9 protein-coding genes are annotated in these 13,080 nt (G+C 66.4%); 7 read left to right on the top strand and 2 right to left on the bottom strand.

Annotation, left to right across the window (positions count from 1 at the left end):
* Window positions 1-272 precede the first annotated feature (272 nt).
* The 3 genes from KY494_RS01125 (at window position 273) to KY494_RS01135 (ending at window position 5,872) form a co-directional block, all read left to right on the top strand.
* On the top strand, window positions 273-3,986 hold the full coding sequence (locus tag KY494_RS01125) for a PAS domain S-box protein (RefSeq protein ID WP_219889543.1): 3,714 nt from the start codon (window positions 273-275) through the stop codon (window positions 3,984-3,986).
* A gap of 13 nt (window positions 3,987-3,999) precedes the next feature.
* The gene (locus KY494_RS01130; RefSeq protein ID WP_219889544.1) at window positions 4,000-4,995 is read left to right on the top strand and encodes an HD domain-containing phosphohydrolase; all 996 of its coding nucleotides are present in this window, start codon (window positions 4,000-4,002) and stop codon (window positions 4,993-4,995) included.
* Window positions 4,996-5,056: 61 nt separating this feature from the next.
* Complete coding sequence (locus KY494_RS01135; protein WP_219889545.1) at window positions 5,057-5,872, top strand: aminoglycoside phosphotransferase family protein; 816 nt, start codon at window positions 5,057-5,059, stop codon at window positions 5,870-5,872.
* Window positions 5,873-5,878: 6 nt separating this feature from the next.
* On the opposite strand, the gene KY494_RS01140 is transcribed toward KY494_RS01135, so the two are convergent.
* Together KY494_RS01140 and KY494_RS01145 are read right to left on the bottom strand one after the other, a co-directional pair.
* Window positions 5,879-7,747: a triacylglycerol lipase gene (locus KY494_RS01140; protein ID WP_219889546.1), complete on the bottom strand. Its 1,869-nt coding sequence runs from the start codon at window positions 7,745-7,747 to the stop codon at window positions 5,879-5,881.
* A gap of 16 nt (window positions 7,748-7,763) precedes the next feature.
* The gene (locus KY494_RS01145) at window positions 7,764-8,540 is read right to left on the bottom strand and encodes a YdiY family protein (RefSeq protein WP_219889547.1); all 777 of its coding nucleotides are present in this window, start codon (window positions 8,538-8,540) and stop codon (window positions 7,764-7,766) included.
* A 257-nt stretch (window positions 8,541-8,797) separates the two neighbouring features.
* On the opposite strand from KY494_RS01145, the gene KY494_RS01150 reads away from it, so the two are divergent.
* From KY494_RS01150 to hemB, 4 genes are all read left to right on the top strand, one after another.
* Window positions 8,798-9,484 carry a winged helix-turn-helix domain-containing protein gene (locus tag KY494_RS01150; RefSeq protein WP_070218452.1) on the top strand — a complete coding sequence of 229 codons (687 nt, stop codon included), beginning with the start codon at window positions 8,798-8,800 and terminating at the stop codon, window positions 9,482-9,484.
* Window positions 9,477-10,829, top strand: coding sequence for a cell wall metabolism sensor histidine kinase WalK (locus KY494_RS01155; RefSeq protein ID WP_219134266.1), 1,353 nt, complete (start codon window positions 9,477-9,479; stop codon window positions 10,827-10,829). Before KY494_RS01150 ends, KY494_RS01155 begins: the two co-directional genes overlap by 8 nt.
* Window positions 10,830-10,997: 168 nt before the next feature.
* Window positions 10,998-11,900 carry a DUF535 family protein gene (locus KY494_RS01160; RefSeq protein ID WP_219889548.1) on the top strand — a complete coding sequence of 301 codons (903 nt, stop codon included), beginning with the start codon at window positions 10,998-11,000 and terminating at the stop codon, window positions 11,898-11,900.
* Between the two features lie 112 nt (window positions 11,901-12,012).
* Complete coding sequence (gene hemB, locus KY494_RS01165; RefSeq protein WP_219134268.1) at window positions 12,013-12,987, top strand: porphobilinogen synthase; 975 nt, start codon at window positions 12,013-12,015, stop codon at window positions 12,985-12,987.
* Window positions 12,988-13,080: the final 93 nt, after the last annotated feature.

Here is a 13,080-nt window from a genome sequence, read left to right on the forward strand (position 1 = left end):
GCAACTATACTTATAGCTCTTTAAAAAAATCATCGTCACGCTGGCGGCCAGCTATCCGCGCCAGAGTTCGTACGTATTCCGCCTGTTCTCTCTGAACGGGCACCTTTCCCCCGCGCGGCAGGCGTGGGCGTGATGACCGAGCCTTGCCCTGGTCGATTGCTGCCGTTGTCATTTTCGCTGTATTGCCGCTTTACTCAAAAGCCTGGCACCGGCGCGCGGTGCGCTGTCATGTTTTGCGACGTCACGTTTCACTCTATGTAGTTCACGACAGTATGCTGAGTTCCATCTTTGCCTTTTCGACCGATACCGTGCCGTACATCTACGGCACGCACGATGCCTGGCTGGTGCTGTTTTCCATCGGTATCGCCATCTTTGCCTCGTTCATGGCCCTGCAGATCGCCGGCATGGCGCGCAGCAGCGAGCGCGGCTTCCAGCGCCAGACGGCCATCATCACGGGCGCCATCGCGCTCGGCGGCGGCATCTGGTCGATGCACTTCATCGGCATGCTGGCTTTCGATATCTGCACGCGCGTGTCGTTCGAACCCGCTCTGACCCTGTTGTCGATGCTGCCCGGCGTGGCCGCGTCGTGGGTGGCGCTGAACCTGCTGGCGCGCCCGCGCATCAGCTGGCGCCAGCTGGTGGTGGGCGGCGTGCTGGTGGGGCTGGGCATCGGCTCCATGCATTACAGCGGCATGGCCGCCATGCAAACTTCGCTGACCTTGCACTACCAGCCGTGGCTGTTTGCATTGTCGCTGCTGGTGGCCGTCACCATGGCCATGCTGGCGCTGTGGGTACGCTTCGGCCTGAGCGCCATGCGCCAGCGTCTCAGTGCGCTGACGGCGCTGCTGGTGAGCAGTGTCGTGATGGGCCTGGCTATTTCCGGCATGCATTACACGGGCATGCTGGCGGCGCGCTTTTCCGGCACGCCCACGGCGGGCGAGAACACGATTACCGTGCAAGCCTCGTTCGTGGCGCTGGCCGTGGCCCTGATCACCGTCACCCTGACCGTCTTCGCGGTCGCCGCGAACGGCTTGTTGCGCTACCGCCAGCTGCTGCGCCATGCCAGCGCCAGCGAGTCGCGCCTGCGCGCCATCGTCGATACGGCGGCCGATGGCCTGATCACCATCGATGGCCAGGGCAAGGTGCGGTCCTTCAATCCCGCCGCGGAAAGCCTGTTTGGCTGGTCCGAAGCGCAGATCGTGGGGCGCGACGCCAGCGTGCTGCTGCAAGCGGCCGATGCGGCCGCGTACGAGGGCTATTTGCGCGACTACCTGGAAACGGGCGCCGCGCGCATCCTCGACAGCGGACGCGAACTCGATGGCCGCCACAAGGATGGCGCCGTGCTGCCCATGCGCGTGGCGATCGGCAAGATCGACACGCCGGGCCAGCCCCTGTTCGTGGCGTTTGTCACGGACATGCGCTCGTCGCGCAGCATGGAGCAGGCGCTGAAGGACAGCGAGCGCCAGTACCGCACTCTGATCCGAAACATCCCCGGCGTGTCCTTCCACTGCAGCTTCGCGCCCGAATGGAAGATGATTTTCATCAGCGACGCCGTCTTCAACCTGACGGGCTGGATGCCGCAGGACTTCATCGAAGGGCGGGTCAGGCTGTTCGAGCTCGTGCATCCGGACGACCGCCAGCGCGTCAACGACACCTGCGTGCAGGCGGCCGGCGAGAAGCGCGATTTCGAGAACGTCTACCGCCTGATCCACCGCGACGGGCGCGAACGCTGGGTGCGCGAAAGCAGCGGCCCCGTGCTCGACAACGACGGCGTGGTGCGCTGGATCGACGGCGTCATCCTCGACATCACGGAAAGCGAATTGCGCAACGCCGAATACGAAGGCAAGGTGACGGCCATCTCGCGCGCGACGGCCGTCATCGAGTTCGACCTGCAGGGGCGCATCCTGGCGGCCAACCAGAATTTCCTCGACCTGGTCGGCTACCGGCTCGATGACGTGCTGGGTCTGCATCACAGCATCTTCTGCGAACCGGCTTATGTGACTTCGCCCGACTACATCGCGTTCTGGCAGCAGCTGGCGCAGGGCGAATTCAATACGGGCGAGTACAAGCGCATCGACAAGCAGGGCCGGGAAGTGTGGATACAGGCCTCGTACAACCCGATCTTCAACGCGGACGGCAAGCCGTTCAAGGTGGTCAAGCTGGCCACCGACGTCAGCGAGCGGCGCGCCATGCAGGAAAACCTGCGCGCGGCGAAAGACCGCGCCGAGCTGGCCGCCGAATCGAAAACCAGCTTCCTGGCCAACATGAGCCATGAAATCCGCACGCCGATGAATGCCATCATCGGCTTTACGGAAGTGCTGCTGGGGACCGCCCTGGACAGCCTGCAGCGCCGCCACCTGGGCACGGTGCGCCAGTCCGCGCGCTCCTTGCTGGAGCTGCTCAACGACATCCTCGACACGGCCAAGCTGGAAAAAGGCGCCACCGAGCTGGAACTGGTGGACTTTTCGCTGCCGGACCTGGTCGACCACGTGGCCGCCTCCCTGCGCGTCACGGCGCAGGCGCGCGACCTGGTGCTGCATGTGGACGTCGATCCGGGCATGGGTCAGTTCTTCCTGGGCGACGCGCGCCGGCTGCAGCAGGTGCTGACGAATTTGATCGGCAACGCCGTCAAGTTCACGGAAGTGGGCCATGTGCGCGTGGCCGTCGCCATGCAGGGCGAGCAGGTGCATATCGCCGTGCACGACACGGGCATCGGCATCCCCGCCGACCGCCTGGACAAGATCTTCGCGCCATTCACGCAAGCCGATTCTTCGATGAGCCGCCGCTTTGGCGGCACGGGCCTGGGCACGACGATTTCGCTGCAGCTGGTCGAACTGATGGGGGGCACCATCACGGTGGAAAGCACCCTGGGCGTGGGCAGCGTGTTTCACGTGCTGCTGCCGCTGGCGCCGGGCAAGGCCGTGGCGCGCCGCAGCGAACAGCCCGTGGTGGCCTTGCCGCCGCTGCGCATCCTGGTGGCCGATGACGTGCCGCAGAACGTGGAGCTGCTGCTGATCAGCCTTGGCGCGGCCGGCCACCAGGTGATCGCCGCCAGCGATGGCGAGAGCGCCGTGCGCGAGTTCAGCCGTGGCAGCTTCGACATCGTCCTGATGGACGTGCAGATGCCGCGCATGGATGGCCTGGAAGCGACACGCCTGATCCGCGTGTACGAGCGCGAACAGGGCTTGAAGGCGACGCCCATCATCGCTCTGACGGCCAGCGTGCTGGAACAGGACCGGCGCGCCGCGCAGACGGCGGGCATGAACGGTTTTGCCTCGAAACCGCTGGAAATGCACAAGCTGACGGCGGAAATCGCCCGCCTGCTCGATATCGCCGTGGCCATGCCGCCGCCGGCGGCCGGCTCGGCGGCGCGTGCGGCCGCAGGCCAGGTGGACTGGCAGCGCGGCAGCGCCCTGTGGGGCGGCCGCGAGACCCTGCGGCGGGCCATCGCGCGTTTCGTGCAGGCCAATGGCGATTGCGCCGCCATGCTGGCGGCGGAACTGGAACGTGGCGATGGCAGCGTGGCGGGCCACCTGCTGCACCGTATCAAGGGCGCGGCGGGCAACCTGTGCCTGGTGCAGGTCGAAAGCCTGCTGGGACGCATCGAGCAAGCGATCGCGCGCCAGTTGCCGGCCACCGAATTGCTGGTGCAGCTGGCGGCCGCCTTCATGGCGCTCGCCGGCGAGCTGGAGATGGACGAAGGGGCGCCTTTGGTGCCGGTCAACGCAAGGCCTGATGCCGCCGCGCCGCTCGATGCGCCGGCCGCTGGTACCTTGCTGCGGCAAGCCATCGCCAGCCTGGAAGGCGGACAGCTGGACGACGCCCTGATGGCGCGGATCGCCGCCATGCTGGCGCCGCACGGCCAGCAACAGCGCCTGCAGGCGCTGGCCAGCGCCATCGACGACTTTGAATTTGCGCGCGCCGCGGACGTGCTGCGCCAGCTGCTGGCGTGGCTGGAGGCTCCCGCGCCGGCCGACCTTTCCTGATATTGGGCCAACGATGACTTTACACGAAGACAAACCGATCCTGCTGCTGGTGGACGACGAAGCGACGAACCTGCAGGTGCTGCGCCAGATCTTGCAGGATGATTACCGCCTGCTGTATGCCAAGGATGGCGACAAGGCGCTGGAACTGGCGCAGAACAATCCCGTCGAACTGATCCTGCTCGATATCATGATGCCCGCCATGACGGGCTACGAGGTGTGTCGCCAGCTCAAGGCCATGCCGGCCACCGCGTCCATCCCCGTCATTTTTGTGACGGCCCTGTGCGACGTGAAGGACGAGGCGGACGGCTTTGACGCCGGCGCCGTCGACTACATCACCAAGCCCGTCAGCCCATCCATCGTGCGCGCCCGCGTGCGCACGCATTTGTCGCTGGTCGATGCCGAGGAATTGCGCCGCTCGCGCCTGCAGGTGATCCAGACCCTGGGCCAGGCGGCCGAATACAAGGATAACGAGACGGGCATGCACGTCATCCGCATGAGCTATTACGCGCGCCAGCTGGCGCTGGCGGCCGGCTACAGCGCGGCCAGGGCGGAAGATTTGTTGAATGCGGCCCCCATGCACGACGTGGGCAAGATCGGCATCCCCGACGCCATCCTGCAAAAGCCGGGCAAGCTCGATGCGGACGAATGGAACGTCATGCGCCGCCATGCGGAAATCGGCGCGGCCATCATCGGCGAGCACGCGGGTGGCCTGTTGAAAATGGCGCGCATCATCGCCCTGACGCACCACGAGAAATGGGATGGCAGCGGTTATCCGCAAGGCTTGCAAGGCGAGGAAATTCCCCACGAAGGCCGCATCGTCGCCATCGCCGACGTCTTCGACGCGCTCACCAGCGAACGCCCCTACAAGCGCGCCTGGACGGTCGAAGAGGCCATCGCCACCATGCAGCGCGACAGCGGCACGCACTTCGATCCGACCCTGCTGGCGCTGTTCATCGAACAGCTGCCGGCCATGCTGGAGATCAAGGACAAGTGGCGCGAGCCGGCGTGAACTGGCTGCACGTTGCCCTATCCCGTATAGTGGCGCCTTGACCTTCATCAGGGGATTGCCCATGGATTACCAGGATCGCCTTGCCGAGTATCTTGGGCAATGGTCACTGCGCACCGATGGCACGCCCTTGCACACGCACGCGGCCTGCCTGCTGCCCGTGCTGCGGAGCGGCCAGTCGGCCATGCTGAAACTGTCGACGGGCGGCGACGAACGGCGCGCTGGCGCCGTGCTGCGCTGGTGGGATGGTGAAGGCGCCGTGCGCGTGCTGGCCGCCTCCACGGATGGCGATGTGCTGCTGCTCGAACGGGCGATGGGTTCCCGTTCGCTGGCCACGCTGGCGCACACGGGCGAGGAGGGCGACGCGGCGGCCACCCGTATCCTGTGCGCCGTGGCGGCACGCCTGCATGCGCCGCGGCCCATGGCGCCGCCCCTTCCTTCCTTGTCCGACTGCTTCGCCGCGCTGGACGTCGCGGCGAAGCACGGCGGCGTTTTTTCCGCATGCCACGCCGTGGCGCGGGATTTGCTGGCCGCGCCGCAGGACAGCGTCGTGCTGCATGGCGACCTGCATCACGGCAACGTGCTCGATGGCGGCGGGCGTGGCTGGCTGGCCATCGACCCGAAAGGCTATATGGGCGAGCGGGCCTTTGACTTCGCCAATATCCTGTGCAACCCGGATGCCGCGCTGGCCACTTCGCCGGGCCGGCTGGAGCGGCAGGTGGGGCTGATAGCCCATGCGGCGCGGCTCGATCCCGCGCGCCTGCTGGCGTGGATCGTCGCGTGGGCCGGCCTGTCGGCGGCCTGGCACCTGGAAGATGGCACGCCGCCGGAGACAGCGCTGGCCGTGGCCGCTATGGCGCTGGGCGCCTTGCGCGCATGACGGTGCCTAAGGCAGGCTGTCCGGCAGCCGCAAAATCCGCCGTATCTCCAGAATCGCCTGCGGGCTTTCCTGCACGCTGTGCCACGAGGGTATGACTTTTTCCGACAGCGCGCCGTCGAGGTGGGCGCTGGTGTAGGGCACCACGCCGTCGCTCGATTCCGCCAGCGGCAGCTGCGGCGTGTCGTTGCCCATGATCGAGTAGTAGCGCACTTTCGGGCTGATGGGCAGGTCCGCCACCAGGCGCACGAACGGGTCCTTGTCGCTGAGGTTATCGATGCTGTTGGGGATGCGCAGCGGCTCGCTGCTGCCCGTGTCGAGCTGCGCCAGGCTGCCGGCCGCGTCCGACAGCTGGTCGAGCATGGTGATGGGCAAGGTGACGAGGTTGGCGATCCAGCGCGCCACCTTGTGGTTGGCGAACGAGGTGCCGCGGTGCGGCGCGGCGATGAAGATGGCGCGGTTGACCTGCGGCATGGCCGTGAAATTCAGGTAGGGCGCCAGTCCGGCGCGCACCTTTTCCGCCTTCTTGCCCTTCAAATGGTATTCTTCCGTGATGGCGTCGAGCAGGGTGTTGCTGGCGTCGGAGACCATCAGGCGCGCCAGCACGCCACCCATGCTGTGGCCGATCAAGACCATGTCGTTCGCCGCGTCCGCCCTGGCTGACGGGTCGAAATGCGCCAGGGTGGCGGCAAGCGCCTGGCGGATGGCCACGTTGTTGGCCGCCAGCGGCGCATTGCTGGGGTAGTACACCTGCCAGATCTGGTAGCGCCGGCGCAGCTGCTCGTCGCCCATCAGTTCATTCGCCACATTGATCCACGCTTCCGGACTGCTGGCCAGGCCATGCAGCATGACGATGGTGCGCTTGTTCGGGTCGTAGGGCTGCATCAGGTGCACCTGCGGGCGCGAAATGCCGTCGGCGCGCCCGAACAGGGTGCGCAGCGCCTGCACGCCGAAGCCGGAACGGGCCAGCCACAGGCCATAGCCGGCCGTGAAATTGGCCGCCACGGGCAATTCCTGGCCCGCCATGCGCGTCGATTCGCTGCGCGTCGGATCGACCAGCATCACCATCAACTGCTGCGTGGCCAATACCTCTTGCAGGCTGTTGCCGTCGAAGCGGATCAGCGCCGTGACGACGGGGAAGCGGGTTTCCTGGTACGGCACATACTCGCCTGTCGCCGCGCCTGGCTTGGGCATGACGGCCACCAGGTCGGCGCCGAAGCCGTCGCGCCGGTACACATTGCGCAGGCCGGAAAACGACAGCGAGGTGGCCGGCAGCAGTTCTTCGGGAAGGGTGCCGTCTTCGGGCAGGCGCAGGGCCGACAATTCGCTGTCGATTTCCCAGCCGGCGACGCGGATCACATGGCCGTCCGGGCGGTATTCGCCACGGTGGCGGAACAGGTTGCCGACGGCCTTTTGCACGGCATAGTTATAGTAGTCGCGGATCTGCGTCTGCCGTTCCTCGAAGGCGCGCTGGCCCGGCGTGCGCGTCGTGTAGAACAGGTAGGCGTAGGCGTAGCGGGCCGATTCCAGCCAGGCGGCCAGCAATTCGGCGCTGGGGTGGTCACCCTGTTTTTCTTCCGCCAGCGCGCTTTCCAGCCACAATTCGGACAGCGTGGCCAGGCGCTGCTCGTCGCTGAGCAGCTCGGAGCGGGCCAGGTCGGCGCGGCAGCTGCCCGTATTGGCTTCGCAGGCGGCGATGTCGCTGCCGATGATGCGCAGCACTTCGCTGGCCGAAGCGCTGAGTTTGCCCGTGGTGAGGATATCGCCGCGCCGTTGCTGCAGGTAGTCGGCCGGCGAGATCGCGCTGACGGTGACGGCGGCGCAGCCGCTCAGCAGCGCCGCCGCGCACAGCAGGGCGCCCAGGCGCAGTCGCCGCATCAGCGTGGCCGGCATCTCAGAACGAATAGACCAGGGTCAGCGACGTCTGCGTATCCGTGTTCTTCTTGTCGTCCGGTACGCGCGTGTCGTTGCGGGCGCTGAAGGCGGCCTTCATCTGCATGGTGCCGTTGATTTTCGTGCTGAGGGACGTTTCGGCGATCGAGTGGGTGTTCGAGGTACCCCGTTCGACGCTGAGCGTCTGTGAAAACATCGCCGACTGGCTGATCTTCCACTTCATGGCGGCCGCGCCGCGCACCGTCAGGCCGTGCTCCGATTCGCCCGTGTCGTTGGTGCCGCTGAAATAGCCAGGACCGAATTCCACGTCGACGCTCTTGTCGCTCGACTGGTACCAGCGCGAGCCATGACCGACGGCCAGGGTCGAGTACTTGGTGTAGGCGCCGAATTTGTCATTCACGTGCGAGGCCAGCACGAACAGTTTTTCATGGTCGGCCATCAGTTTGTAGGCGGCCTTGGCGGAAGCGGAAAAGCGCTCGGCCGAGCGTTCGCGCACTTTCTTGCCATCGTCGTTGGTCGTTTCGTCTTCCTTGAAGTAGCCGCTGAAGATGTACTGGTTGCTCCAGTCGTCGAGTTCCTGGCGCGCGTCGATCTTGCCCGTCACCGAGGTGCCGACCGTATTGCCCGAGGTGGTGATGGCGCCCAGTTCGGCGGAGGTGCTCCAGCTGCCGATGGGAATTTCATCGAACAGCATGGTTTGTTTTACGTCTGCGGCGGCGGCGCTGCCGCAGGTGATGGCCATGGCCAGCGCCAGTGCGAGAGAGTGGGTCGATTTCATGGCTATATTTGTCTATGGCGCGCGCCGGGCGTGCCTGCTGTTCGTTAGTGGCGGTGGTGGCGATGCAGGCCGCGGCAATCGGGGCGGCGCCGATAAAAACATGCGTACGTGCGCGCGTGCGGGCGCGGCCAAACATTGTCGAGGCCGTATTGTACCCGACCCCGCCATCGTTTGCCGCACGCGACGGGACTGGCAAGTGGCGCGCGTCTGGCGTATGCTGCGCCTATTTGCTGCCTGATCTTTACAAGGAATCTCCCGTGCGCTGCCTGGTCATCGAAGACGAAGCCGAAACTTCCCGCTATATCTGTGCCGGCCTGCGCGAGGCGGGCCACGACGTCACCGCCTGCGACAATGGCATCGACGGCATGCGCCTGGCCTGCGGCGAGGACTGGGATGCGCTGGTGCTCGACCGCCTGCTGCCCGGCGAAATCGACGGCCTGGCCATCGTCGCGCGCCTGCGCGGCATGGGCCGCAACACGCCCGTGCTGGTGCTGTCGGCCCTGTCCAGCGTCGACGAGCGCGTGCGCGGCTTGCGCAGCGGCGGCGACGACTACCTGTCGAAACCGTTCGCCATCGCCGAACTGCTGGCGCGCATCGAAGCGCTGCTGCGGCGCGCCGCGCCCGTGCCCGAATCGACGCAGCTGCAGGTGGCCGATCTGGTGCTCGACATGCGCACCATGCGCGTGACGCGCGCCAACCGGCAAATCGCCCTGCAGCCGCGCGAATTTCGCCTGCTGGAATACCTGATGCGCCACCAGGGCCAGTCCGTCACGCGCGCCATGCTGCTCGAAGCCGTGTGGGACTACCATTTCGACCCGCAGACGAACGTCATCGATGTGCAGGTGAGCCGCTTGCGCACCAAGGTGGACAAGGAGTTTTCGCCGCCGTTGATCCACACGGTGCGCGGCGTCGGCTACACCCTGGGCGTGCTCGATAGTGCGTAACTTGCACCGCTCCATTGCGGCCCGCCTGGCGCTCGGCTATGGCGTGCTGGTGGTCGTCTCGATCAGCATCGTCTGCGCCGTATTCTATTTCGGCACCATCGGCGTACTCGATCGCAGCGTGGACCGCAAGCTGACCCTGCTCTCGGAGCGCCTCGCCGCACTGTACCAGCAGGGCGGCAGCAGCCGCACGACGGCGGAAATCGCCCATCTGCTCACCGACCGCACCGACAGCGACACGGAGATCTTCTTGCTGGTGGATGCCGATGGCCGCCGCGTGGCGGGCAATCTGTCGTCCTGGCCCGACACGGCCAGTCCTGTGGGCCGCCTGCTGCACCGCGACGTCACGCGCGAAGGACGCAGGGTGCCCGCGCGCATGTTGATCCGCGACCTGGCGGGCGGCGCGCGCCTGTTTGTGGGGCGCGACATGGAAGAGGGCAAGTCCATCAGCACCCTGGTGCTGCGCTCGCTGGCCTATGGCGGCGGGGTGGCCATCTTGCTGGTGGTGGCGGGCGCGTGGCTGTTCCGGCGCCAGCTCGAGGCGCGCATCGGGCAAATCCGCCGCACGGCGGGGGAAATCGAGGCAGGCGACCTGAGCCGGCGCATTCCCGTCTCCAGCGAGGATGAATTCGGCTTGCTGAGCCGCGACATCAACCGCATGCTCGACCGCATCGAACACCTGATGGAAGGCGTGCGCCACGTCTCGAACGCCATTGCGCACGACCTGCGCACGCCGCTGGGCCGCATCCGCAACAAGCTCGATGGCGCCTTGCGCCAGCAGCAGGGCGTGGCCGGCTACGCGAGCGCGGCGCAGGCGGCCATCGACGACATCGACGACCTGACGCGCGTGTTCGACAAGCTGCTGCAGATCGCGGCGGCCGAATCGGGCATGCGTCCCGAGAATTTCGACGACATCGACCTGCAGCTGATCGGCGCCGACATCGTGGAAATGTATGAGGCCACGGCCGACGAGCAGGGTGTGCTGCTGGTGCAGATGTATGGCGACAGCGTGCCGGCGCGCGGCGACCGCAACCTGCTGGGCAGCGCGCTGGCCAGCCTGGTCGACAACGCCATCAAGTATGCGGGTCCGGGCGCCACGGTGGAAGTGTCGGCCGGCAGCGATGCGCAGGGCAGCTGGCTGGCCGTGCGCGACAACGGCCCCGGCGTGCCCAGGGAAGAATTGCCGAAGCTGACGCAGCGTTTTTACCGGCTCGACAAGAGCCGGCATTTGCCCGGCAATGGCCTGGGCCTGTCCATCGTGGCGGCCATCGCGGCCCTGCATGGGGGCAGCCTGGATATCGAGGATGCGGTGCCGGGCCTGCGCCTGCGCCTGCGGCTGCTGCGCTAGCGTGGCTAAACTGCACATTACCAACTTGTAACCCCCTTCGTTTTCACCTCCCCCTATCATCCGCTCTACCCGGCATAGAGTGGCTGCGCACGCGCAGCCGCTTTGCGCCGGGCTGCTTGCGGCCGTCGCCGCGTCCCGTTTATCCAGACCCGTCGTAGAGCCGTTCGCATGCATACTTTTACCGCCATTGGCGACAACGCCGCGCCGCAGCAGCCAGTACTGCGCCAGCATGGCCACCGCCTCAAGGCCGCCCTTGGCGCGCTGGTCTTTCCCGTGCAGCGCGCGCGCTGGCAAGCCTTCATAGCCGGCACGCCGGGCCTGGCGGCGCTGGCGCAAGCCCATCCCAGTCTGGTGTACAAAATCTACCGGCCCTACGCCAGCCGCCAGTTTGCTTGCGCGGCGAGGGTGGAGCTGTTGCACGGGCATTACCGCTTCCTGTGGCAGGCGGGCGCGCGGCCGCTGGTGGAATACGCGGCGCGCCGCGCGCTGGTGCTCGCCACCATCGAGGGCAAGGATGGCGCCACCTACCGCTTGCAGCTGACAGCCATTCACGACAGCCACCGCGAAGGGGAGCTGTGCCTGCGCCTGACGCGCGACGGCGTGTCGCTGTACCTGGCCAGTTTCCTGTTCCGGCCCCAGCCCGGCGGCGCCGCCATCCAGCTGGGCGCCTTGCAGGGCTTGCGCTCGCCCGCCGGCGCGCAGGCGGTGAAAGAAGCCACGCGGGCGCTGCATGGCTGCCGGCCGAAAAACCTGATGGTGGCCGCCTTGCGCGACCTGGGCGACTTCTTCGGCTGCGGCCATCTGCACCTGGTCAGCAACGCCAACCGCATCGCGCTGAACTGGCGCCGGCGCCGCCACATCTCGTGCGACTACGACCTGGCGTGGCAGGAACTGCATGCGCTGCCCACCAGCGACGGCAATTACCTCCTGCCATGCGGCCCTTGCCGGATGCCGGACATCGAACTGGTGCCGTCGAAAAAGCGGGCGGACGCGCGTCGCCGCGGCGCCATGCTGCTGCAGCTGGCGGCGGACATGCGCTGGCAAGTGGCCGCCCTGTTGCACGCGCAATGAAGACGCGGGGCGGTGTTTCTTGACCTGCGCGGCTTTTTTGCCGGGCGGCCCGGCGCAAGCGGCGCGATCGGCGTATACTTGTTGGCGTTGTTAACCCGAAGCCAGTCACCCCATGCCAGCACACTACCCAACTTCGCGCATGCGCCGCCTGCGCGCGACCCCGCAACTGCGCGAGCTGTTCCGCGAGACCGAGATCAATCCGCGCGACCTGGTCCTGCCGATCTTCGTCGACGAAGGTTCCAGCGATTTCATCGATATCAAGTCCATGCCTGGCGTGCGCCGTATTCCCGAAGCGAAGCTGGCGCAGGAAGTCGAACGCTATGCGCGCGCCGGTTTGCGCTCCGTCATGACCTTCGGCATTTCGCACCACAAGGACAGTCACGGCACGGACACCCTGAACCCGGACGGCCTGGTGGCGCGCATGTCGCGCATCATCAAGGACGCCGTGCCGGAAATGGTGGTCATGTCCGACACCTGCTTCTGCGAATACACGGACCACGGCCATTGCGGCATCCTGCATGGCGATACGGTCGACAATGACAGCACCGTGCTGAACCTGGGCAAGCAGGCCGTCATCGCGGCCCAGGCGGGCGCCGACATCATCGCGCCATCGGCGGCCATGGATGGCCAGGTGGCGGCGATCCGCGCGGCGCTCGACGCGGCCGGTTTCCACGACACGCCCGTGATGGCGTATTCGACCAAGTTCGCTTCCGGCCTGTACGGCCCGTTCCGCGACGCTGCCGGCAGCACCCTCAAAGGTGACCGCAAAACGTACCAGATGGACCCGATGAACCGCCGCGAAGCGATCCGCGAATCGCTGATCGACGAAGCCGAAGGCGCCGACGCGCTGATGGTCAAGCCGGCCGGTGCCTACCTGGACATCATCCGCGACCTGCGCGAAGTGACGCGCCTGCCGATCGGCGCCTACCAGGTCAGCGGCGAATACGCGATGATCAAGTTCGCCGCCCAGGCGGGCGCCATCGACGAGCGCCGCGTGGTGCAGGAAACCCTGGGCGCCATCAAGCGCGCGGGCGCGGACATGATTTTTACGTATTTCGCGATGGATGTGCTGAATAATCCGTATTGAGCATTCCCCCGTCAATTATCTTCACCCCCAAAAGCAAGTTCCGGGGTCGGACCCGCCGGGTCTGACCCCAGCATTCACGCCGTTGGGTATTCT

It is taken from the genome of Janthinobacterium sp. PAMC25594 (assembly GCF_019443505.1).
GTDB lineage: Bacteria > Pseudomonadota > Gammaproteobacteria > Burkholderiales > Burkholderiaceae_D > Janthinobacterium.

Excerpts from the sequence above, each read along its gene's own strand:
- KY494_RS01130 (WP_219889544.1), top strand. The coding sequence starts at position 4,000 with ATGACTTTACACGAAGACAAACCGATCCTGCTGCTGGTGGACGACGAA.
- KY494_RS01145 (WP_219889547.1), bottom strand. The coding sequence starts at position 8,540 with ATGAAATCGACCCACTCTCTCGCACTGGCGCTGGCCATGGCCATCACC.
- KY494_RS01140 (WP_219889546.1), bottom strand. The coding sequence starts at position 7,747 with ATGCGGCGACTGCGCCTGGGCGCCCTGCTGTGCGCGGCGGCGCTGCTG.
- KY494_RS01135 (WP_219889545.1), top strand. The coding sequence starts at position 5,057 with ATGGATTACCAGGATCGCCTTGCCGAGTATCTTGGGCAATGGTCACTG.
- hemB (WP_219134268.1), top strand. The coding sequence starts at position 12,013 with ATGCCAGCACACTACCCAACTTCGCGCATGCGCCGCCTGCGCGCGACC.
- KY494_RS01160 (WP_219889548.1), top strand. The coding sequence starts at position 10,998 with ATGCATACTTTTACCGCCATTGGCGACAACGCCGCGCCGCAGCAGCCA.
- KY494_RS01125 (WP_219889543.1), top strand. The coding sequence starts at position 273 with ATGCTGAGTTCCATCTTTGCCTTTTCGACCGATACCGTGCCGTACATC.